Source organism: Chromobacterium sp. LK11 (genome assembly GCF_001043705.1).
GTDB lineage: Bacteria > Pseudomonadota > Gammaproteobacteria > Burkholderiales > Chromobacteriaceae > Chromobacterium > Chromobacterium alkanivorans.
Genome location: NZ_LDUR01000017.1, coordinates 50,000 through 74,383 on the forward strand (window position 1 = coordinate 50,000; position 24,384 = coordinate 74,383).

7 protein-coding genes are annotated in these 24,384 nt (G+C 72.5%); 6 read left to right on the forward strand and 1 reads right to left on the reverse strand.

Translation table 11 applies throughout. The annotated features are described in order from the left end of the window. Genes VK98_RS12720 through VK98_RS12730 form a run of 3 tightly spaced genes read left to right on the forward strand, consistent with a single transcriptional unit; the run spans position 1 to position 12,478 of the window. Positions 1-10,941 carry a non-ribosomal peptide synthetase gene (locus VK98_RS12720; protein WP_048414390.1) on the forward strand — a complete coding sequence of 3,647 codons (10,941 nt, stop codon included), beginning with the start codon at positions 1-3 and terminating at the stop codon, positions 10,939-10,941. Next, positions 10,938-11,708: an SDR family oxidoreductase gene (locus tag VK98_RS12725; protein WP_048414391.1), complete on the forward strand. Its 771-nt coding sequence runs from the start codon at positions 10,938-10,940 to the stop codon at positions 11,706-11,708. The genes VK98_RS12720 and VK98_RS12725 overlap by 4 nt, the downstream gene beginning before the upstream one ends. Beyond that, complete coding sequence (locus tag VK98_RS12730; RefSeq protein WP_053077367.1) at positions 11,705-12,478, forward strand: glycosyltransferase family 32 protein; 774 nt, start codon at positions 11,705-11,707, stop codon at positions 12,476-12,478. The genes VK98_RS12725 and VK98_RS12730 overlap by 4 nt, the downstream gene beginning before the upstream one ends. Positions 12,479-12,525: 47 nt before the next feature. Here the strand turns inward: VK98_RS12730 and VK98_RS12735 are convergent, their stop codons facing one another. Continuing rightward, positions 12,526-12,759, reverse strand: coding sequence for an MbtH family NRPS accessory protein (locus VK98_RS12735; RefSeq protein WP_048414436.1), 234 nt, complete (start codon positions 12,757-12,759; stop codon positions 12,526-12,528). Positions 12,760-13,144: 385 nt separating this feature from the next. Between VK98_RS12735 and VK98_RS12740 the strand changes: the two genes are divergently transcribed. From VK98_RS12740 to VK98_RS12750, 3 genes are read left to right on the forward strand one after another with little or no spacing between them, the layout of a single operon-like run. After that, positions 13,145-21,601 carry a non-ribosomal peptide synthetase gene (locus VK98_RS12740; RefSeq protein WP_053077368.1) on the forward strand — a complete coding sequence of 2,819 codons (8,457 nt, stop codon included), beginning with the start codon at positions 13,145-13,147 and terminating at the stop codon, positions 21,599-21,601. Next, positions 21,594-22,913 (forward strand): MFS transporter, encoded by a 1,320-nt coding sequence (locus VK98_RS12745; protein ID WP_082158973.1) that lies wholly within the window; start codon positions 21,594-21,596, stop codon positions 22,911-22,913. Before VK98_RS12740 ends, VK98_RS12745 begins: the two co-directional genes overlap by 8 nt. A 4-nt stretch (positions 22,914-22,917) precedes the next feature. Further along, complete coding sequence (locus tag VK98_RS12750) at positions 22,918-23,697, forward strand: thioesterase II family protein (protein WP_048414393.1); 780 nt, start codon at positions 22,918-22,920, stop codon at positions 23,695-23,697. The last annotated feature ends 687 nt before the right edge of the window (positions 23,698-24,384 follow it).

Here is a 24,384-nt window from a genome sequence, read left to right on the forward strand (position 1 = left end):
ATGACAAGCACAACCAACCTCAAAGACCAGATCCAGGACATCCTGCCCCTGAGCCCGCTGCAGCGCGGCGTCTTGTTCCACACCTTGTTCGCGCCCGGCTCGCCGGTCTATTTCGAGCAATTGATCTGCCGGCTGGACGGCGCGGTGGACCCCGCCGCCATGGCCGACGCGCTGGAGCGGCTGGCCGAACGCCATCCCATCCTGCGCACCGCCTTCGTCACCAAGGGGCAGGCCGAGCCGCGCCAGGTGGTGTTTCGCCGCGCGCGCGCGCCGCTGGCCGTCCACGACTGGAGCCAGGACGACGCGGCCGGGCGCGAACGGCGGCTGGAGGCGCTGCTGGACGAGGACCGCCGCCGCGGCTTCCAGCTGAACCGGCCGCCGCTGATGCGGCTGACCCTGCTGCGCTACGGGCCGGAAGAATGGCGGCTGATCTGGAGCCACCACCACATCCTGCTGGACGGCTGGTCGCTGCCCATCCTGATGCGCGATTATTTCGCGCTGCTGTCCGGCGCGGCGCTGCCCCCGCCGCCGCCGCCCTTCGCCGCCTACCTAGGCTGGTTGGGACGCCAGGACCAGGACGCCGCCGCCGGCCGCTGGCGCGCCCTGCTGGGCGATGTCGCCGCGCCCACGCCGCTGGGCCTGGACCGCCCGGCGCTGCCGGGCGCGCTGGCCGGCGCCGACGTCGGCCAGATCGAGATGCGGCTGGACTACCGCGCCGACGGCGACCTCGCCGCCGCCGCCGAACGCTGCCAAGTGACGCCGGGCAGCCTGCTGCTGGGCGCCTGGGCCATCCTGCTCAGCCGCTACAGCCGCCAGGACGACGTGGTCTTCGGCCTCACCCTGTCCGGCCGGGCGATAGACCTGCCCGGCGTGGACGGCATGGCCGGCCTGTTGATCAACTCCCTGCCGCTGCGCTTGCCGGTGCCGGCCGACGCCGCGCTGCCGCAATGGCTGGCCGAGGTGCAGCGCCGCCAGCTGGAGCTGCAATCGCTGTCGCACAGCGATCTGGCCGAAGTCCAGCGCCACAGCGGCGTGCCGCGCGGCCAGCCGCTGTTTGAAACCCTGGTGGCGATAGACAACTTCCCCATCGGCGACGCCCTGCCCTCCGACGGGCTGGGCTTCCGGATTTCCGACGTTTCCCAGCGCGAGCGCACCCACTATCCGCTGACCCTGACCCTGGTGCCGGGCGCCGACGGCTTGAGCTTGAAGCTGGGCTTCGACCGCGCCCGGGTGGACGAGGCGCCGGCCGCGGCGCTGGCCGAAGCCTACCTGGAGCTGCTGCGCCAGATCGCCGCGCGGCCGGACGCCGCGCTGCGCGAGCTGGGCCTGGTGCGGCCAAGCGCGATCCAGCCGGCAGTTCCGGCCGACTGCGGCGGGCCGGACACCCTGGCCGCCGCCTTCCTGGCCGCCGCCGAGCGCTTTCCGGACCGCGTCGCGGTCAGCGACGGCTCCGCGACGCTGAGCTACCGCCAGCTGCGCGCCCAGGCCGCCGCCATCGCCGAGCGGTTGCGCCGGGCCGGCGTCGCGCCCGGCGTCACGGTGGGCATCTGCCTGCCGCGCTCCGCCGGACAGATCGCCGCCATGTTGGGGGTGACTTTGGCCGGCGGCGCCTACCTGCCGCTGGACCCGGACTATCCGGCGGAGCGGCTGGCCTACCAGCTGGCCGACAGCCAGACGCTGCTCACCCTGACCGACGCCGAACTCAGGCCGCGGCTGCCGGCGGAGCACCCCTGCCTGTCGCTGACGGAGATAGGCTGCGACGCCAGGCCGGCGGCGCGGCCGCCGGCCGAGCTGGACGCCGAACACGGCGCTTACGTGATCTACACCTCCGGCTCCACCGGCCAGCCCAAGGGCGTGCTGGTCTCGCACCGCAACGTGCTGCGGCTGTTCTCCGCCAGCGCCCGCCACTTCGCCTTCGACGAGCACGACGTCTGGAGCTATTTCCACTCCTTCGCCTTCGATTTCTCGGTATGGGAAATCTGGGGAGCGCTGCTGCACGGCGGCCGCTGCGTGGTGGTGCCGCGCGAACTCAGCCGCGATCCGGCCGCCTTCGTCGAGCTGCTGGGCCGCGAAGGCGTCACCGTGCTGAACCAGACCCCGTCCGCGTTCAAGCTGGCGATCGCCGCCGAAGGCGAAGCGCCGCTGCCGCGGCCGTCCGCGCTGCGCTGGGTGATCTTCGGCGGCGAGGCGCTGCGGCTGGCCGAGCTGCGGCCGTGGCTGGAGCGGCACGGCGACGACGGCCCGCGGCTGGCCAATATGTACGGCATCACCGAAACCACCGTCCACGTCACCTTCCGCCGCATCCTCGCCGCCGATCTCGACGCCGGCGGCGAGCTCAGCCCGATAGGCGAGCCGCTGGACGACCTGAGCCTGGAACTGGCCGACCCCTGCGGCCACCCCGTGCCGCTGGGCGCGCCCGGCGAAATCCTGGTCGGCGGCGCCGGCGTCAGCCTCGGCTATCTGAACCGCCCGCAACTCAACGCCGAGCGCTTTCCCGGCGTCGGCGCGCAACGGCGCTACCGTTCCGGCGACCTGGCGCGGCGGAACGCCGACGGCGAGCTGCTCTACTGCGGCCGCATCGACCAGCAAGTGAAGATCCGCGGCTTCCGCATCGAGCTGGGCGAAGTGCGCGCGGCGCTGCTCTGCCACCCGGCTGTGCGCGACGTCCACCTCGTCGCCGCCGACGAGCAGCTCATCGCCTATCTGCGCGCCGACGACCCGGCCGCGGCCGGCGCCGAAGCGCTGCGCCGCCATCTGGCCGCGCGGCTGCCGGCGCATATGATTCCGGCGGTCTTCATCGCGCTCGCCGAGTTTCCGCTCACCCTCAACGGCAAGATAGACGCGCGCGCGCTGCCGTCGCCGCAAGGCGCGCGCTCGGCGCTGGACACGCCCTATGTCGAAGCCTCCACCCCCAGACAGAAGCTGCTGGCCGAGATCTGGAGCCAGGTGCTGGCCCTGCCGCGCGTCGGCGTCCACGACAATTATTTCTCGCTGGGCGGCGACTCCATCCGCAGCGTGCGCATCGCCGGGCTGGCCAAGGAGCGCGGCTGCCCGCTGAGCATCCAGGACATTTTCCGCCACGGCACCATAGCCGCCATCGTCGAGGCGATGGGCGAGGACGGCGACGCGGCCGCGCCGGACGCGGAGCTGCCGCCGTTCGCGCTGATCGACGCCGCCGACCGCGCGCTGCTGCCGCCCGAGGTGGAAGACGCGCTGCCGCTGGCCAGGCTGCAGGCCGGCATGCTGTTCCACAATGAATACGACGACGGCCGCAATCTGTACCACGACGTGTTCTCCCACCGGTTGCGCGCCGACATTTCCCTGGAGCGCCTGCGCCAGGCGCTGGCGGAGCTGAGCCGCGAACACCCGCTGCTGCGCACCGGCTTCGCGCTCGCCGGCTACTCCCAGCCGCTGCAGCTGGTCTGGCGCGATCTGACGCCCAGCCTGGAAATCGACGACCTGCGCGGCCTGTCGCCGCAGCAAAGAGAAGACGCCGTCGCCAGCCAGGTGCGCCAGTTGAGCGAGCAGCGCTTCGCGCCGGAGCGGCCGCCGCTGCTGCGCGTCGGCTGCCTGCGGCTGGCCGACGACGAGTGGCAGCTGACGCTGGCCATCCATCACGCCATCCTGGACGGCTGGAGCGTGGCCACCTTGTGCACCCGCTTGTTCGAACGCATGCGCGGCCAAACCGCCGCGCCGGTCCGGCAAAGTGCCTTCCGCGACTTCGTCGCCGCCGAGCGCGCGGCGCTGGCCGATCCGGCGCAACAAGCCTATTGGCGCGCCCAGCTCAGCGGCCTGCCGTCCGCCGCCGTCCCGCGCTGGCCGCAGCGCGCCGCGCCGACGGGCAAGGCCAGGGTGGGCGCGCGGGAAACGCGCTTGCCGGCCGCCGTCGCCGCGGCGCTGATCCGGCTGGCCGCCGACTGCGGCCTGCCGCTGAAGACCTTGTTGCTGGCGGTGCACGCCCGCGCGCTGGCCTGCTTGTGCGGCCAGGACGAAATCGTCACCGGCCTGGTCAGCAACGGCCGCCCGGCCGACGCCGACGGCGCCGAGGCGCTGGGCCTCTTCCTCAACACCCTGCCGCTGCGCGTTCGCGTAGCCGGCAGCTGGCGCGCGCTGCTGGCGGAAACCATGGCGACGGAAGGGGCCAGCCTGCCGCACCGTTTCTTCCCGATGGCGGAAATCTTCAAGCTGGGCGAGGCCGCCCGCTTCGACACCTCGTTCAACTACGTGGACTTCCACATCTATCGCCGGCTGGACGACGGCGGCGGCCTGGAAGTCCTGGACACCCACAGCCTGGAATCCGTCGACATCCCGCTGGCGGTCACCTTCAGCGCCAGCCGCGCCGAGGGCTCCGTCGCCCTGGGCTTCTCCTACGACCGCGCCGCCTTCCCCGACGAGCAAGTGGCCGCCATCGGCCGGCTCTACCTGGCCGCCGCCGCCGCGCTGGCGCGCGACCCCGACGCCGCCTGCCTGGACGCCGCGCTGGCGGACGTCTCCGACAACGCCGCCGAGCCGCTGAGCGGGCCGTCCGCCGGCCTCGCCGCCTTCTCGGTGCCGCAGGCGGTCGCCGCCGTCGCGCGGCAACGTCCGGACGCCGTCGCCGTCGCCGGAGACGGCGCAACGCTGAGCTACGCCCAGCTGGACGGCCAGGCCAACCGGCTGGCGCGCCGGCTGCTGGCGCGCGGCGTCGGTCCGGACGCGGTGGTGGCGCTGGACCTGCCGCGCTCGCCCGAACTGGTGGCGGCGATGCTGGCGACGCTGAAAGCCGGCGCCGCCTACCTGCCGCTGGACCGCGGCCAGCCCGAGGCGCGTCGCCGCGAAATCCTGGACGAGGCCGCGCCGGCGCTGCTGCTCAGCCTGGACCCCGCCGCTTACGCGCCGCCCGGCTGCGCCGTCTTGCAGCCGGACCTGGCCGCAGAGCTGAGCGATGAAGACGCGGCCGCGCCCGCGGCGCCCGCCCATGGCGACGCGCTGGCCTATCTGCTGTTCACCTCCGGCTCCAGCGGCCGCCCCAAGGGCGTCGCCGTCGGCCGCGCCGCGCTGGACAACCACATGGCCTGGATGAACCGCCGCTACCCGCTGGACGCGGACGACGCGGTGCTGCAGAAAACCCCGGTGGGCTTCGACGCCTCGGTCTGGGAGTTCTGGGCGCCGCTGACCCAGGGCGCGCGGCTGCTGCTGGCCGCCGAAAACGGACACCGCGATCCGGACTACCTGATCCGCGCCGTGCGCGAGCAAGGCGTCACCGTGCTGCAACTGGTGCCCAGCCTGCTGGCCGTGCTGCTGTCGACGCCGGATTTCGCCGGCTGCCGCTCGCTGCGCCGGGTCTTCGTCGGCGGCGAAGCGCTGCCGGCCGCCACCCTGGCCCGCTTCCACGCCGCGCTGGACATCCCGCTGGTCAATCTCTACGGCCCCACCGAAACCGCCATCGACGCGTCCAGCGCGGAATACCTGCGCGCCGACGCGCCGGCGGCCGCCGTCGGCATCGGCCGGCCCATAGACGGCGCCGCCTTCCGCGTGCTGGACGCGCGCCTCAATCCGGTGCCGCCCGGCGTGCGCGGCGAGCTGTACATCGCCGGCTGCGGCCTGGCGCGTGGCTATCTGGGCCAGCCGGCGCAGACCGCGCGGCGCTTCCTGCCGGACCCGCAGTCGCCGCTGCCCGGCGGCCGCATGTACCGCAGCGGCGACATCGTGCGCCTGCTGCCGGGCGGCGTGCTGGAATACCTGGGCCGCGCCGACGGCCAGGTCAAGCTGCGCGGCCAGCGGCTGGAGCTGGACGAAGTCGAAGCCGGCCTCGCCGCCTGCCCCGGCGTGCGCCAGGCCGCCGCCGCGCTCTATCGCGACCGCTCCGGCGCGGACCGGCTGGCCGGCTACGTCGGGCTGACGCCCGAAGCCGAGGCCGGCGACTGGCAGGCGGCCATCCTGGCGGCGCTGCGCCTGCGCCTGCCGGAATACATGCTGCCCGCGCGCTTGATCGCGCTGCGGCAATGGCCGGTCAACGCCAACGGCAAGACCGACCGCGCCGCGCTGCCGGCGCCGCAAACCGACGAGGCCGCCCCGACGCGCGGCCGCGCGCCCGACACGCCGCAGGAACGGGCTTTGGCCGCGATCTGGCGGCAAGTGCTGAGCCGCGACGACATCGGCGCCGACGACAACTTCTTCCAATTGGGAGGAGACTCCATCCTCGGCCTGCAAATCGTGGCCCAGGCCCGCCAGGCCGGCCTGGCGCTGGCCGCGCGCGACATCTTCAGCCACCCCAGCATCGCCGAGCTGGCCGCCCAGGTCCGCCCGGCGCGGCAAGAGGCCGCGCTGGCGGAGATTCCGCCCGGCGCGCCGCTGCCGCTGACGCCGGCCCAGCGCTGGTTCTTCGACCGCATCGAGACCCTGCCGCGCCCCGGCCACTGGAACCAGGCGCTGCTGCTGAGCGTGGCCGCCGGCGTCTCCGCGCCGACGCTGCGCCGCGCCTTGCTGCGGCTGGAGCAGAACCACGACGCCTTCCGCCTGCGCTTCGCCGCCGACGCCGACGGCTGGCGCCAGCGCTACGCGCCGCGCGAGGCCCTGCGCGAGGAAGACTGGCTGGAGCGCGTCGATCTGAGCGCGCTGCCGGCCGCGCAACGCGCCGCCGCCGTCGAGGCCCGCGCCGAGGCGGCGCAGCGCGCACTGGATCTGGAACACGGTCCGCTGCTGCGGGCCGTGCACTTCGACTACGGCGACGGCGAGGCCGGCCGGCTGCTGCTGGTCATCCACCATTTGATCGTGGACGGCGTGTCCTGGCGCGTGCTGCTGCAAGATCTCGCCGGCCTGCTCGCCGGCGCCGAAGCGGCGCCGGTTCGCGTCGGCTTCGGCCACTGGGCGCTGCGCCCGCCCGCGCCTTCCGCCGAAGCGCGCGCCTATTGGCTGGACCAGGCGCGGCTGGCCGCCGACGCGGTCCGCGTCCCGCTGACGGCGGAGGCCGAGCGCGACAACCGCTACGGCGCCAGCGAAACCGTGGAGCTGTCGCTGGACGGCGGCGAAACCGCCGCCCTGCTCCGCGGCGGAGCGCTGCGCGCCAGCGCCGAGGAAATGCTGCTGGCGGCGGCGCTGGGCGCGTTGCGCGACTGGCTGGACGCCAACGCGCTGACCGTGACCATGGAAGGCCACGGCCGCGACGACGAAGAGCTGGACCTGTCCGGCACCGTGGGCTGGTTCACCGCGCTGTATCCGCTGGCGCTGACCGGCCTGGCCGAGGCCTCGCCGCAGCAACTGCTGCGCCAAACCAAGCAGGCGCTGCGCGCGGTGCCGGCCGGCGGCGCCGGCTACGGCGCGCTGCGGCAGGCGGACGACGCCGACGCCCGCGCGCTGGCCGCCGCGCCTGAACCGCAGATCGCCTTCAACTACCTGGGCCAGTTCGACGCCAGCCTGCCGGCCGACGGCGCGCTGGCGCCGGCGCCGGAAAGCGTCGGCGCGATGGAGGACCCGGACGGCCTGCGCCCGCGGCTGATCGACATCGTGGCTCTGGTCAGCGACGGCAAGCTGTCGCTGCGCTGGAACTACGGCCGCGCCACGCTGCCGCGCGCGACGGTGGAAGCCCTCGCCCGACAGATGCGGCAGCGGCTGCTCGCGCTGCTGAGCCTGGACGCGGACGTCAACGCCGCGGCAACGGCGCTGACCCCGGACGACTTCCCGCTGGCCGCGCTGGACGAAGCCAGCCTGCCGGCGGCGCTGGGCCAGCGCGGCGACATCGTCGACCTGTGGTCGCTGACCCCGGTGCAGGAAGGCATGTTGTTCCACTCGCGGATGGAGGCCGCCGCCGGTCCGGCCGGCGTCTACATCGAACAAATCGTCGCCGAACTGGACGGCGCGGCGGACCCGGCGCTGCTGCGCCAGGCCTGGCAACAGGTGCTGGCGCGGCACGACGCGCTGCGCGTCAGCTTCGCCTGGGAAGGCCTGGCCGCGCCGCTGCAGCGGGTCCACCGCGCGCCCGAGCTGCCGTTCACCCTCAGCGAAACGCCGGACCAGGACGCGCTGGAACGTTATCTGGCCGCCGACCGCGCCGCCGGCTTCGATCTGAACGCCCCGCCCTTGATGCGCCTCGCGCTGCTGACCCGGAACGGCGCGCCGTGGCGGCTGGTCTGGACCCATCACCACGCGCTGCTGGACGGCTGGTCGATGGCCGTGGTCTTCGACGAAGCGCTGGCCCTGTACCGCGGGCTGAGCCAGGGCCGCAACGCGGCGCTGCCGCCGGCGCCGTCGTTCGGGCGCTTCATCAAATGGCTGCGCGCGCACAGCGACCGCCAAGCCCAGCAAGCCTTCTGGCGCGACTATTTCAACGGCTACGCCGCCGCGGCCGATCTGGCCCTGCTGCCGGCCGGCGGCCCGGCCCGGCCGCGCGCCCATGCCTTGCGGCTGGACGCCGAGCTGAGCGCCGCGCTGCGGCGGACGGCGCGGGAGCGCAAAGTCACCCTCAACACCCTGTTCCAGGGCGCGCTGGCGGTGGCCCTGTCCCGGATCGGCCGCTGCGACGATCTGGTGTTCGGCGTCACCATGTCCGGCCGGCCCGAATCGCTGCCCGGCCGCGACGCCGCCGTCGGCCTGTTCATCGCCACCCTGCCCTTGCGCGCCGACTGCTCGGCCGCGCAGCCGGTGGACGATTTTCTCCGCCGCTTGCAGGACGCTCAGAGCCGGCTGGTCCCGTTCGAATCCAGCGCCCTGGTGGACATCCAGCGCTGGAGCGGCCTGCCCGCGCGCCAGCCGCTGTTCGACGCGGTGCTGGTCTATGAAAACTACCCTATCCGCGCCGCGGTCGGCGACGCCGCCCAGGCCTTGCGCGTGGGCGCGGCTTCCGCGCGCGAGCAATCCAACTATCCGCTGACCCTCTACGTCAAACCGGGCGCCGACGGCATCGAGCTGGACGGCGTCTTCGACGCCGGCCGCATCGAGCCGGAACGCGTCGCGGCGCTGCTGGAGGCGCTGCCGCGGCTGCTGCGGCAGATCGCGGACGGCGCGGCCCGCGTCGGCGATCTGCGCCTGGCCGAGCCGGACGCTCCGGCCGCCTTCCCGCCGCCGGAACGCGGCGACAACGTGCTCGCCATGCTGGCCTCCGCCGCGCGGCTCAACCCGGACAAGACCGCGGTCGCCGCCGAGGACGGCGAACTGAGCTACCGCCAGCTGGTGGCCGGCGCGCGCGCGCTGGCGCGCCGGCTGGCCGCTCACGGCGTCGCCCCCGGCGACACCGTGGCGCTGGCGCTGCCGCCGGACGGACGCGCGCTGACCGCCCTGCTGGCCACGCTGTGGGCCGGCGCGCAATACCTGCCGCTGGACCCGGCGCTGCCGCCGCTGCGCCGCGACGCCATCCTGGAGGACGCCCGCCCCGGCCTGATCCTCGTCGACGGCGACCAGGCCGGCTGGCCCGCGTCCGCCAGGCTGCTGACGCTGCCCGCACCGCTGCCGCCGACCGAGGCGGACGCTGACGACAGCCCTCTGCCCGGCGACGCGCTCCACCCGGAAGCGCCGGCCTACACCCTGTTCACCTCCGGCAGCACCGGCCGGCCCAAAGGGGTGCAGATCGCCCATCGCTCGCTGGCCAACATCCTGCGGCATTTCAGCGCCGAGCCCGGCTTAGGCGCCGACGACGTCTTGTTGTCTGTCACCACCTGGTCCTTCGACATCGCCGCGCTGGAACTGCTGCTGCCCCTGGTCTGCGGCGGCACGGTCGCCATCGCGCCGGCGGCCGCCGGCGGCGACGGCCCGGCGCTGGCCGCCGAGGCCGCGCGCCGCGGCGCCAGCGTGATCCAGGCCACGCCGGTCAGCTGGCGCATGCTGCTGGAAGCCGGCTGGAAGCCCGCGCCCGGCCTGCGCGCCTGGTGCGGCGGCGAGGCGCTGCCCGCCGACCTGGCCCGCGCGCTGCTGGACGCCGGCGTCACGCTGTGGAACGTCTACGGCCCCACCGAAACCACCATCTGGTCCGCGCTGCACCGGGTCGACGGCGACGAACTGCCGCCGCCGGCCGGCCACGCCGTCCGCCGCACCACGCTGTGGGTGGCCGACCACCACGGCCAGCCGCTGCCGCCTCAACTGGCGGGCGAGCTGCACATCGGCGGCGACGGCCTGGCCTTGGGCTATCTGGGCGCGCCGGCGCAAACCGCCGCCCGCTTCCGCCCCGACCCGCTGGCCGGCCGGCCCGGCGCCCGCGTCTACCGCAGCGGCGATCTGGCCTGCCTGCGGCCGGACGGCAAGATCCGCGTGCTGGGCCGGCTGGACGGCCAGGCCAAGCTCAACGGCTTCCGGCTGGAGCTGGAGGAAGTGGAAACCAGGCTGCGCGAACTGCCCGGCGTGCGCCAGGCGGCGGCGGCCGTCCGCCTCGACCCGCAAGGCCACGCTCGGCTGATCGCCTATCTGGTGCCGGACGACAGCGGCGCCTGGCGCGCCGGCGACGAGGCCGACCCGGCCGCCTTGCAGCGCATCCGCGCCCGGCTGTCCGCCGCGCTGCCCGGCTATATGCTGCCCAGCCGCTTTGTCGCCCTGGAGCAACTGCCGCTGACCGCCAACCTCAAGCTGGACCGCAAGGCCCTGCCCGAACCGGCGGCGAGCGCGCCCAGCCGCGCCGGCAGCGCGCCCCAGGGCGCGCTGGAGCAAGCGGTGTGCGCGCTGTGGGAAGAGGTGTTCGAACGCGCCGGCATCGCCGCCGACGACGACTTCTTCGAACTGGGCGGCCATTCGCTGCTGGCCACCCGCATCCAGGTGCGCGTCAACAAGATCTTCCGGCAGACGCTGCCGCTGCGCGCCACCTTCCACGCCCAGACCCCGCGCGCCTTGGCCGCGCTGCTGGCCGAACGCGAATCCGCGCCCGGCCTGGCCGCCAAGATCGCCGCCGTCTATCTGAAACTGCGCGGCATGTCCGACGCCGAGCGCGACGCGCTGCGCCAGGCCGCCGCCCAACCCACCCCCATGGAAACCGCAGAATGAAACTGGAACACATCAAGGCCATCGTCAGCGGCGCCGCCAGCGGCATAGGCCGCGCCTTCGCGCTGGAACTGGCCCGCGCCGGCGCGCGGGTCCACGCCGCCGATCTGGACGCCGCCGGCCTGCGCCGGCTGGAAGAAGACGCCGCCGGCCTGCCCGGCGCGGTGCGCGGCTCAGTGGTGGACGTCAGCCAGGAGGCCGCGGTCCGCGCCTTTCTGCAAACGGCGTCCGAGGACGCTGAGCCGGCCAATCTGCTGGTCAACAACGCCGGCATCCTGCGCGACGGCTGGCTGGTGCGGCTGGACGCGGAAGGCTTCGTCCGCAAGCTGCCCACCGCGCAATGGCGGGCGGTGCTGGACGCCAATCTGACCGCGCCCTATCTGCTGAGCCGCGAATTCGCCGCCGCCCGCGTCGAATCCGGCCTCAAGACGCCGGGCCTGATCGTCAACGTCTCCTCGGTCACCAGCGCCGGCAATCCCGGCCAGTCCAACTACGCGGCGTCCAAGGCCGGCCTGGACGCGCTGACCCGGACCTGGGCGCTGGAGCTGGCGCCCTTCGGCATTCGCGTGGCCGGCCTCGCCCCCGGCCTGACCGACACCCCGATGGCGGCCGGCCTGGCGCCGGCCACCCGCGAGGAGCTGATCGCCCAGGTGCCGCTGCGGCGCATGGCCGAGCCGGCGGAAATCTGGCAGGGGCTGAAATTCATCATCGAATGCGACTACTTCAACGGCCGCATCATCGCCATCGACGGCGGAGCCACCTTCTCGTGAACCCGACACTCGCCACCCCGGCGGCGGGCATTCCCCGCCGCATCCATCAGATCTGGTACCAGGGCGCCGCCGCGCTGCCGGACAAATACCGCCGCTACCGCGACGCCTGGATGCGGCGGCATCCGGACTGGGAGTTCGTGTTCTGGGACGCGCCCGGCATGCAGGCGCTGGTCGACGAGCACTACCCGTGGTTCGCCGCCCGCTACGCGGGTTTCGAGCGCGACATCCAGCGCATAGACGCCGCGCGCTATCTGTTCCTGGCGCTGCAGGGCGGCTTCTACATCGACATGGACATCGAAAACCTGCGGCCGATAGACCCGCTGCTGCCGGGACGGCGACTGATCCTGTCGCGCACCCACGGCTTCAACAACGCGCTGATAGGCAGCGCGCCCGGCCACCCCTTGTGGGACACCGTGCTGAACCGGCTGGCGGCCGGCCAGTCCGCGCCGCTGGACCCGGCCATGCCGGCCAGGCTGCGCGAATCGCCGGCGATGCGCACCGCCGTCACCGTGGGGCCGCGCTTCTTCACCTGGTGCGTGCAACAAAGCGGCTGCCTGGACGACGTCACCACCCTGTGCTGCCCCGGCTATTACTTCGAGCCCGGCTCGCCCACGCCGGACGGCAGTTCCTGGCCGCCGGCCGACGACCCCGACGGCGGCTACGCCCGCCACCACATGGACCTCAACTGGCTGGGCCTGCGCCACCGGCTGCTGTCCCGGCTGAACCGGCTGCTGCTGCCCTGGCTGACGCGGCGGCTGCCCTTGCAATGAAAAAGTCGCCGCAATGCGGCGACTTTAAAAACAATACATAAAAACCATTAATTATCGGAAGGGGAAGCCGTTTGATTTTCCTGCATGAATTGCCTCAGGCTCAACGGGCGCATATCCGTCCAGTTCTTTTCAATATAGTCCAGACACTGCTGTTCTCCGCCGCTGACGCCAAGCGAGCGCCAGCCGGCGGGAATTTCGCGATATTCCGGCCATATCGAATATTGTTCCTCATGATTGACCACCACGATGTATTGGGTTTCGCTGATTGCGTCCTGCGTCATATCCACCTCCATGCCGTCGCTAGAAAATTAAGACAGTTTTCAAATAAATTAATTTACCCAATCAAAACATTGCGAAGAACGTGTTTACGATCTCGCGAGCTAGAGCGAGACAAGGCGAAAACAGCTGAGAAAGCGGAATGTACACACGGTACATGAGCATTTCGAAGGTGTTTTCAACGCCGTATCGCCGACGCGCAGCAGATCGCAAACAGGTTCTAATTGGAATTGTTTAAATCGGAGAATACCGACCCACAAACCCGCCAAAGAATATACCGCACAAATTGAATATTTTTACAGACCTCGAAAAATAATCGAAATCAAATCGGGCGCGATAGACGCGCAGCCCGATGGGCGCCGACAACACATCACCTGGAAAGCCATTGAAATGAGCGTTAGCGATTGGAACGATAACGATCTGGACCTTCTCGACCATTTGCTGGAACAAGAACTGGACGTGCTACCCCCGTCCCCGGCGCCCGTCGACGGCGGGCGGATTGCCCGCGGCGACGCCGCCTCCGGCCCGCTGTCCTTCCAACAGCAGCGGCTCTGGTTCCTGCACCAGCTCAGCGCCGGCGCCGCCGCCTACAATATCTGCTCCGCCTTCCGCCTCAGCGGCGCCTTGCAAGCGGACGCGCTGTGCCGGGCCTTTGATTGCGTGGTGGCGCGCCACGCCTCGCTGCGCACCGCCATCCGCGAAGTGGACGGCGCGGCCACCCAGATCCCGCAGCCGGCCGGCCGCGCGCCGATCGAGCGCCTGGACTGGTCCGGCCTGCCGGCCGAGGAAGCCGCCTCCCGGCTGGAAGCGCTGGCGCGCCGCGAAAGCGCCCACGCCTTCGACCTGTCCGCCGGCCAGCCGCTGCGCATCGCGCTGGCGCGGCTGGCGGAGGACGAACACGCGGTGGTGCTGACCCTGCACCACATCGTCGGCGACGCCTGGTCGCTGGCGGTGCTGATGGACGAGACGACCCGCGCCTACGCCGCGCTCAGCCGCGGCCGCGCGCCGGAACTGCCGGAGCTGCCCATCCAGTATCTGGACTACGCGCGCTGGCAGCACGCCTCCGGCCGGCAAGAACACTGGGACGCCGATCTCGCCTACTGGAAAACCCAGCTGGACGGCCTGCCCACACTGGAGCTGCCCACCGACAAGCCCCGGCCGCCGGTGCAAGGCTTCGACGGCGCCACCGTGGGCTTCGCCGTGTCCGCCGACATCGCCGAGCGCCTGCGCCGGCTGGCGGCGGACGAACGCACCACCCTGTTCTGCCTGCTGCTGTCCGCCTTCCAGGCGCTGCTGGCGCGCCACTCGCGTCAGGACGACCTGGCCATCGGCACCTCGCTGGCCGGACGCGACCGGGTGGAGACCGAGGCGCTGATCGGCTTCTTCGCCAATATGCTGGTGATCCGCGCCCGCATCGGCCCGGCGGACAGTTTCCGCCAGTTCGCCCGCCGCCAATCGGACACTATGCGCGACGCCGTCGAACACGCCGCGGTGCCCTACGACCAGCTGGTCGGCGCGCTGGGCCAGGCCAGCCGCGACCCCAGCCGCAACCCGCTGTTCCAGGTCGCCTTCACCCTGCTCAACATCCCAGCGGCGGCGGCCGCGCTGGACGGGCTGCGGCTGACCCCGGTGCTGAGCCAGGAGGCCGCCCGCTTCGACCTGGAGCTGTTCATGCGCGAGACCGAGGACGGCCTGTCCGGCGCGTTCTCCTACAACACCGCGCTGTTCGAGCGGCTCTCGGTGGAGCGGCTGGCCGAACAGCTGGTGATTCTGCTGGACGCCGCCAGCCGCCAGCCGGACGCGCCGCTGGCCGCGCTGCCGCTGACCACGCCGGCCCAGGCCGCCGCCTTGCTGGCGCTGCCGCTGCGCGCCGCCGCGCCCGGCTGCGAACCGGTGCACCGCGCCTTCAGCCGTTTCGCCGCGCGGCAAGCCGACGCCGCGGCGCTGCGCTGCGACGGCCGCGAGCTCAGCTACGGCGAACTGGAACGACTATCCGACGCCGCCGCGCGGCGGCTGGTGGCCGCCGGCGTGCGGCCCGGCGAACCGGTGGGCCTGTGGCTGACGCCCTCGTTCGAAATGCTGATCGGCGTGCTGGCCGCGCTCAAGGCCGGCGCCGGCTATGTTCCGATGGACCCCGCCTATCCTGCCGACCGCATCCGCTACATCCTGGAAGACAGCGGCGCGCGCGCCGTGCTCAGCACCGAGGCGCTGGCACCCACGCTGCCGCCCTTCGCCGGCCCGCTGCTGACGCTGGACGCGACGGAGCCCGCGCCGGCGGCGGCGCTGCCGGCCGGCGACGACCCGGACGGCCTGGCCTACATCATCTACACCTCCGGCTCCACCGGCCGGCCCAAGGGCGTGGCGGTCAGCCACCGCAACTGCGCGCGGCTGTTCTCCAGCAGCGCCGAGCTGTTCCAGTTCGGCCCGCGCGAAGTGTGGACGCTGTTCCACTCCTACGCCTTCGACTTCTCGGTATGGGAAATCTGGGGCGCGCTGGCCCACGGCGGCGTGCTGCTGATCGTGCCGCCGCTGCTGGCCCGCTCCTCGGACGCCTTCTACCAGCTGCTGTGCCAGGAAAAAGTCACCGTGCTGAGCCAGACTCCGTCGGCCTTCCGCCAATTGATGGCCGCCGAGGAGCTCAATCCGCGCGAAGGCGATCTGGCGCTGCGCTACGTCGTTTTCGGCGGCGAGGCGCTGGACCTGAGCAGCCTGGAGCCCTGGCTGGACCGCCACGGCGACGACTTCCCGCTGCTGATCAATATGTACGGCATCACCGAAACCACCGTGCACGTGACCTTCCGCCGCATCGGCCTGCCCGAGATCAAGCGCAAGCTGGGCAGCGTGATCGGCGCGGCGCTGCCCGATCTGTGCATCCGTCTGCTGGACGACGCTCTGCAACCGGTGCCGCCGGGCATGGTAGGCGAAATCCACGTCGGCGGCGCCGGCGTGGCGCTGGGCTACGTCAATCAGCCGGAACTGAGCGCCCAGCGCTTCATGCCGGACCCGCACCTGGACAGCGGCCTGCGCTTCTACCGCAGCGGCGACCTGGCGCGCGTCACCCCGCGCGGCGATCTGGAATACCGCGGCCGCGCCGATCAACAAGTCAAGCTGCGCGGCTTCCGCATCGAAACCGCCGAAATCCAGGCCTTGCTCAGCCAGCACCCGGCGGTGGCGGAAGCCGCCGTGGTGGTGCGCGGCGACGGCGATCAGGCGCGGCTGGTCGCCTACGTCGCCAAGCGCAGCGGCGTGGACGCCGCCAAGGACAAGGACAAGGGCTGGCTGCCCGCCTTCGACATGATTTACGAGGACGCGCCGGCCGAGGACGCCGACCTCGACCTGGTCGGCTGGACCGACTCCTACGACAACGCGCTGATTCCCGCCGCCCACATGCGGCGCTGGCGCGACGAAATCCTGAGCCGCATCCGCGCGCTGCGCCCGCGCCGGGTGCTGGAAATCGGCGTCGGCAGCGGCATGCTGCTGCTCGCCGTCGCGCCGGACTGCGAGCGCTACCACGGCCTGGACTTCTCCGCCCGCGCGCTGGAGCGCCTGGGCCGCACCGTGGCCGCGCGCGGCCTGGACCAGGTGACGCTGGAACGGCGCGAGGCCCGCGAGCTGTCCGGCCTGCCCGACGACTTCGACACCGTGATCGTCAACTCGGTGGCGCAATACTTCCCCGACGCCGCCTACTTCCTGGACGTGGTGGACCAGGCGCTGGCGCGACTGCGTCCCGGCGGCAAGCTGCTGCTGGGCGACTTGCGCCACCTGGGCCTGCTGCGCCACTTCCAGGCCAGCCGCCTGCTGCACCGCCTGCCCGCCCTCGCCCACCCGACACGGGCGGAACTGCGCCGCCAGCTGGACGCGCTGATCGCCGAGGAAAAGGAACTGCTGGTGGACCCCGCGCTGTTCCGCCGCCTGGCGCGCCGCCGCGGCGACATCGCCGGAATTGAAATCCGCCTGAAGGAAGACGGCGGCGACTGCGAACTGACCACCTACCGCTACGACGTGGTGCTGAGCAAGGGCGCGCCGAACGCCGCCGCCGCGCCCGCCGCCGACGCCTCGCGCCTGCGGCCCGGCCTGGCCAACCGCCGCGCCGCCGAGGTCAACCGCTTCCTCGCCTGGCTGGACCATGATCCGGCCAACAGCGCGGCCGACGACGAAGCCGCCGCCGGCCAGCCCTGGCTAGCGCAAGCCTTGCCCGACGCCGCCGAGCCCGCCGAACTGCTGGCCGCGGCCGCCGCCGACGGCCTGGCCACGCGCCTCTGCTGGAGCGAAAACGCCGTCGACGGTCGCTTAGACCTGGCGCTGGCCGCCGCCGCCGACGCCTTGCCCGCGCTGCCGCTGGAGTGGCTGGACAGCGACGACGACGGCGAGCCCGCCGCCTGCTTCAACACCCCGGCGCAAAGCCAGCCGCTCGACGCGCTGGGGCCGGAATTGCGCCGCCACCTCGCCGCGCGGCTGCCGGACTACATGCTGCCCGCCGCCTTCGTCGTCCTGGACAAGCTGCCGCTGACCCATAGCGGCAAACTGGACGCGCGCGCGCTGCCCGAACCCGGCCAGGCCGAACAGCGCGGCGTCGACGCCGGCACCCCGCCGCGCGGCCGCGCCGAAAGCGAGGTGGCCCGCATCTGGGGCGAAGTGCTGGGCGTCGGCGGCCTGGGCCGCGAACAGAACTTCTTCGAAGCCGGCGGCCATTCGCTGCTGGCCACCCGGGTCATGTCCCGGCTACGCGCCGAGTTCGGCGTCGAGCTGCCGCTGCGCGCCTTGTTCGAACACCCGACGGTGGCCGAATTCGCCGTCGCGCTGGCGGAACGCGCGGCGCTGGAAGACCCCGTCGCGCCGGCGGCCGCGCCGGAGCGTCGCATCCCGCCGACGGACCGCTCCCGGCCGCTGCCGTCCTCCTTCGCCCAGCAGCGCTTCTGGTTCCTGGAACGGCTGGACCAGGGCGACAACGGCGTCTACAACATCGCCCAGGGCCTGCGCCTGCGCGGCCGCCTGGACCTGGACGCGCTGCGCGCCGCTCTGGCCGGCGTGGTCCGCCGCCACGAGGCGCTGCGCACCCGCTTCCAGCTGCGCGACGGCGAACTGCTGCAAATCATCGACGCCGGCGACGGCCCGGCCTTGCAGGAACAGACGCTGCGCGTGGACGCCAGCGACAGCCTGGACGCGGCGCTGAGCCGCGCCGCCGAAGCCTTCGCCCGGCCCAAGTTCGACCTGGAGGCCGCGCCGCCGCTGCGCTTCGCCCTGCTGCGCATCGCGCCGGACGACGCCGCGCTGCTGATCGCGCTGCACCACGCCCTGTCCGACGGCTGGTCGCTGGGCGTGCTGGTGCGGGAGTTCGGCGAACTGTACGCCGCCGCGCTGGAGCAACGCCCACCGCGCCTGCCCGCGCTGCCCATCCAATACGGCGACTTCGCCCAATGGCAGCGCGACGCGCTAGCCGGCGAGCGCTTCGAGCAGCTGCTGGCGCGCTGGAAAACGCGGCTGGCCGACGCCCCGGCGGAACTGGAACTGCTGGGCGACCGGCCGCGCGGCATCGCCGGCGTCGGCCGCCCGCGCCGCGGGCGCTTCGTCCGCTTCGGCTTCTCGCCGGAGCAAACCCAGAGCCTGCGCCGGCTGGCCGAACGCGCCGGCGGCACCCTGTTCATGGTGCTACTGGCCGGCTACGCCGAGCTGCTGTCGCGCTATAGCGGCCAGCGCGATCTGGTGATAGGCAGCCCCATCGCCAACCGCCAGCACGCGGACCTGGAAGGCCTGATCGGCTGCTTCGTCAACACCCTGGCGCTGCGCGTGGACCTGGCCGGCGCGCCCAGCGCTCTGCAATTGCTCTCGCGGGTGCGCGACACGGTGCTGGAAGCCTACGAACTGCAGGACCTGCCCTTCGAAACCATCGTCGACGCGCTGCGGCTGGAACGCTCGCTGGCGCGCAACCCGCTGTTCCAGACTATGCTGGTGCTGCAAAACGCGCCGCTGGACACCCTGCGCCTGCCGGGGCTGGAACTGGAAACGCTGTCCAGCGGCGACAGCTCGCCGCGCTTCGATCTGACCCTGACCCTGCACGAAGCCGACGGCGGCCTGCAGGCGATGCTGGAATACGACGTCGACCTGTTCGAGGAAGCCGGCGCGTGCCGGCTGGCCTGCCGGCTGCAAAAGCTGCTGCTGGCCATGGCCGAGCGGCCGGAACGGCCGCTGGCCAGCCTGGCGCTGCTGGACGCGGACGAAGCCCGGCTGCTGCTGGCGGACGACGGCCGCACGCCGTCCGCGCCGGCCACCCTGCTGCCCCTGATCGAGGCCAGCGCCGCCGCCGCGCCGGATGCGACCGCCTTGAGCGACGAACGCCGCAGCCTGAGCTACGGCGAACTCAACCGCCGCGCCAACCAACTGGCGCGGCGCCTGATCGCCGACGGCGTCGGCCCGGAGGACATCGTCGCCATCGCGCTGCCGCGCGGCGCCGACACCGTGGTGGCCATGCTGGCCGCGCTGAAAACCGGCGCCGCCTATCTGCCGCTGGACCTGGACTACCCTCCGGCCCGCCTCGCCTTCATGCTGGGCGACGCCGCCCCGCGCCGGGTGCTGACCCTGGCCGGCGCGGCGCTGCCGGACGGCGCGGCGCGGCTGGACCTGGACGACCCGGCCTTGCGACAAGAACTGGCCGCGCTGCCGGACGGCAACCCCGCCGACCACGAGCGCGTCCGCCCGCTGCTGCCCAGCCACCCCGCCTACCTGATCTACACCTCGGGCTCCACCGGCGCCCCCAAGGGCGCGGTGATCCAGCACGGCAACCTTTACGCCTCCACCGCCGCCCGGCTCGCCTTCTACCCGGCGGAGCTGTCGCGGCCGGGCACCGCCTTCCTGCTGCTGCCCTCCTTCTCCTTCGATAGCTCGGTGGCGCTGCTGTTCTGGTCGCTGGCCTGCGGCGGCCGGCTGATCATCAGCCGCGCCGGCGGCCAGCTGGAGCCCGGCTATCTGGCCGGGCTGGTGGAGCGCGAGCGGGCCGAGGTCTGGCTCAGCCTGCCCTCGCTGTACCGGACCGTGGCCCAGGCCCAGCCCGCCGGCTGGGGCGGATCGCTGCGCGCGGTGCTGTTCGGCGGCGAAGCGGTGTCGGCCGACGACCTGATAGGCGAAGGCCGGCGCTTCTACAATGAATACGGCCCCACCGAGGCCACCGTCTGGGGCACCGCCACGGAAATCGTCGCGCGCGACGGCCAAGCCATCGACATCGGCCGCGCCGTCCCCGGCTATCGCGCCTACATCCTGGACCAGGCCTTGCAGCCGACGCCGCCGGGCCTCGCCGGCGAACTCTATCTCGCCGGCCCCGGCGTCGCCCGCGGCTATCTGCGCCGCCCGCGGCTGACCGCCGAGCGCTTCCTGCCCAATCCCTTCCGCGACGGCGAGCGGCTCTACCGCACCGGCGACCGCGCGCGCTGGCTGGCCGACGGCCGCATTGAATACCTGGGCCGCGGCGACCAACAGCTGAAGCTGCGCGGCTACCGCATCGAAACCGGCGAGATCGAAGCCGCGCTCCGCGCGCAGCCCGGCATCGCCGCCGCCGCGGTGGCCCTGCACCACGCGCCGCCCGCCGCCGCGCGGCTGGTGGGCTATCTGGTGCCGACGGACGGCAAGGCGGACACCGCCGCGCTGCGCCGCGCGCTGGCCGAGCAATTGCCGGAATACATGATTCCCGGCGCCTGGGTCAGCCTGCCGGCGCTGCCGCAAACGCCCAACGGCAAGCTGGACCGCCGCGCGCTGCCGGCGCCGGAGCTGGCCGCGCGCGCCTACCAGGCGCCGCGCACCCCGCTGGAGGAACAACTGGCCGCGCTGTTCGCCGCCACGCTGGGCCTGCCGCGCATCGGCGTGGACGACAGCTTCTTCGACATGGGCGGCCACTCGCTGCTGACCCTGCAACTGCTGTCCCGCGTCCGCGAGGAACTGGGCGTGGAACTGCCGCTGGCCTCGCTGTTCACCTCCGGCACTGTCGCCGAGTTCGCCCGGCTGGTGGCCGAGGCCGGCCAGGCCGCCGCGCCCTCGGTGCTGGTGCCGATACGCCCGGACGGCGACGAGGCCACCTTGCTGCTGGTCCACGACGGCTCCGGCCAGATCATCGGCTATCAAAAACTGGTGGAGCGGCTGTCGCCGCGCTGGCGCGTCTACGGCCTGCAAGCGGCGGGGCTGGACCCGGCCGTCGCCGCCGACGACAGCGTGGCGGCGATGGCCGCGCGCTACGCCGCCGCGGTGCTGCAAGCCGGCCTGTCCGGACCGCTGATCCTGGCCGGCCACTCCTTCGGCGCCGCGGTGGCGGCGGAACTGGCGCGGCGGCTGGTGGAGGCCGGCGCCGAAGTGTGCCTGCTGGCGGCGCTGGACGCGCCGCCGCGCCCGGACGCCGGCTTCCTGAGCGAACTGCCGCAGGACGAGGCCGGGCTGCTGCACTACATGGCCCGCACCGTGGAAATCGCCACCGGCAAAGCGCTGGCCGTCTCGGAAGAGCAGCTGCGGCCGCTGGACCGCGCCGGGCGCTTCGCGCTGCTGAGCCGGCAAGTGCAGGCCTCCGGCCTGTTCCCGCAAGGCATGGACCCGCGCCGGGTGGAAGCGATGTTCGACGTCTACCGCGCCAACCTGCTCAGCCTGCGCGGCCACCAGCCGCAAACCGCGCCCTGCCCGGTGGCGCTGTGGGTCACCGACGGGCTGGCCGCCGCCGCGGACGAGCCGGCCGACCTCGGCTGGTCCGGCTACGCCGCCGGCCCGGTCCAGGTGTTCCGCGCCGCCGGCGAGCACGCCGACATGCTGCGCGAGCCGCATGTGGCCGGCCTGGCGGAAAGCCTGGAGCGCGCGATGAGGGCCCGCCATGACTAAGCCCATGCCCGCCGCCCAGCCCGCGCTCTGGCGCGACCGGCGCTTTCTCTGGCTCACCGCCGCCTGGTTCTGCGCCATCCTGGGCCAGCAGACCGCGCTGATCGCCCTGCCCTGGCTGGTGCTGCAACGGGGCGGCGACGGCCTCGCCCTCGGCCTGATCGTCACCGCCATGGAATTGCCGCGCGCGGTGTTCATCATCGTCGGCGGCGCGGTGGCGGACCGGCACTCGCCGCGGCGGGTGTTCCAGTGCTCGCTGCTGTGCTGCGCGGCGCTGCTGGCCCTGCTCGGCTACGCCGCCTACCGCGGCGGGCTGCCGCTGGCCTGGCTCTACCCCTTCGCCGCGGCGATGGGCGTGGTCGCCGCCTTCACCGGGCCGTCGGCCGCCGCGCTGCTGCCCAACACCGTGCCGGAAGAAAAGCTGCAACAGGCCAACTCCGTGTTCATGGCGGTCAACCAGCTCACCCTGCTGACCGGCCCCATGCTGGCCGGCGCGCTGATCGCCCTGCCCGGCGTCCGCGCCGGCGGCGGCCTCAGCCTCGCCTTCCTGCTGGGCGCCGCCTGCTTCCTGAGCGCCGGCCTGATGCTCAGCCGGCTGCGGCCGCGCGCCGCCGCCGCGCCGGCGCAATCGGCGCAGTCCGCCGCCGGCATCCTGCGCGCCATCCGCCGCGGCGCCGCCTGGACCTGGGGCGACGCCACCCTGCGCGCGCTGTTCTTCTACTGGGCGGTAATCGCCTTCCTGACCGCCGGCCCGATCCAGATCGGCCTGCCGCTGCTGGTCAAGAACGCGATGGGCCTGGACGCCGGCCACTTCGGCACCCTGCTGTCCGCGCAAGGCGCCGGCAGCCTGCTGGGCATGGCCGTGCTCAGCCTGCTGCCGCCCAAGGCGCTGGGCCGGCTGGGATGGATGGTGTTCTGCGCCGACGCGCTGATGGGCACGCTGATCATAGTCCTGGGCCTGTCCCTTGCGTTTGCCGCCAGTTGCGCGATGATGTTCCTGATCGGCCTGTTGGGCGGCCTGGTGCAAGTCCGGCTGATGGCCTGGATCCAGGCCCGCATCCCGGCGGAAATGCGCGGCCGGGTAATGAGTTTCTTGATGTTCATGATGGCGGCGGTCACGCCCTTGTCCACCACGCTGGCCGGCGTCAGCCTGGCCTCGGCGCCGGTGCGCGCCTTGTTCGTCGGCGCCGGCCTGCTGCTGATCGGCGTCGCCGTGCTGGCGCTGTGCAGCCCCCGGCTGCGCGCCATCGGCGCGCCCGGCGGCCCCGGCGCGGCGGACCTCCGCCCCAGCCCTTCCCTGCAAACCGGAGACTGAATCGATGCACCCCTCACCCTGGCTCCAGCGCCAGCCCTGCAGCCAGCCGCCGCGGCTGCGCCTGTACTGCTTTCCCTACGCCGGCGGCCACGCCGGCGCCTATGCCGGCTGGCAAGGCAAGCTGCCTGCCGAAGTGGAAGTCTGCGCCGCGCAACTGCCCGGCCGCGCCGCCCGCTTCCGCGAGGCCGGCTTCAAGGCGCTGCCGCCGCTGGTGGAAGCGCTGGCGCGGGAACTGCCCCTGGACGACCCGCTGCCCTTCGCCTTCTTCGGCCACAGCATGGGCGGGCTGATCGCCTTCGAACTGACGCGGCTGCTGCGCGCCCGGGGCCGGCCGCTGCCGCAAAGGCTGATCGTGTCCGGCTGCGACGCGCCGCAACACCGCCAGCCGCCGCGCATGCTGCACCGGATGGACAACGACGGCTTCATCGACGCGCTGCGCGACTACAACGGCACCCCGGCGGAAATCCTGGCCAACCGGGAAATGATGGACCTGCTGTTGCCCACGCTGCGCACCGACTTCGAACTGGTGGAAACCTATAGTTACCAGCCGGCCCCGCCGCTGAGCCTGCCCATCACCGTGCTGGCCGGCCGCGGCGACCGTCAAGGCCTGCCGGAGCAAACCGAGGGCTGGCAGCGGGAAACCGCCTCGCCCTCGCGCGTCCACTGGTTCGACGGCGACCACTTCTTCATCGCCAGCGCCCGGGACGCCGTGCTCGCTCATCTCAACAGCGAACTCGCCGACGCGCTGTCCAGCCACGCAGCCGCCATGCCGGACCTTGCCTAAGAACCTGTTCACGATCTTTTCTGATCGGAAGTATTGTTCAAGGCATTGAATCCGCTTCGCGGATGATGATTTAGGGCCGGTTCCGCCCGGCAAACGGAAAGGGGAATTTGCGCGGCCAAATTCCCCTTTACCCCAAAGGCCGCCCTGCAAGCCTGGCCTACGGCTTCCCGCCGGTTCCCGTCAGTCCCGAGGCGCGGCTGAACTCGCAGCGCGCTAACGTCGCGCTGCTCGAACAAGCAGCCGCTTAAGACCTCGGGCCTGCCACCCGTCGGCAGGCTTGAAGGGACCTGGGGCGCGTCGGATACGTGGTCTCCTACATATCTAGCAGCGTTTAACCACACCTACAAAAGATCATAAACAGACTCTAAGCCTCTGCCGCCGGAGGAAACGCCGAACTCAAACGCGCCCGGCCTCGCTGCGCCGCCATAGCGGACGCCCGCCCCTTGCCTCCCCGCCACAGGCACGTGATAATCCGGCCGTGCTGTAATTCAGCACCGGGCGTAGGAACCCGAGCAGCATCATGGCGGACATCACTGCGAGAGCAACTATGTCCGTGCCTTGTCATGCCCTCAAAGGCAGACCGGGCGAGGCAGCCCACGGGCTGGCCGGTTCCATGATGCCGGTATTCCTACCCTCGTTCGGGCTGCCGCCCACCGTAGGAAGTGGGCCGCGGAAAACATACCGTAC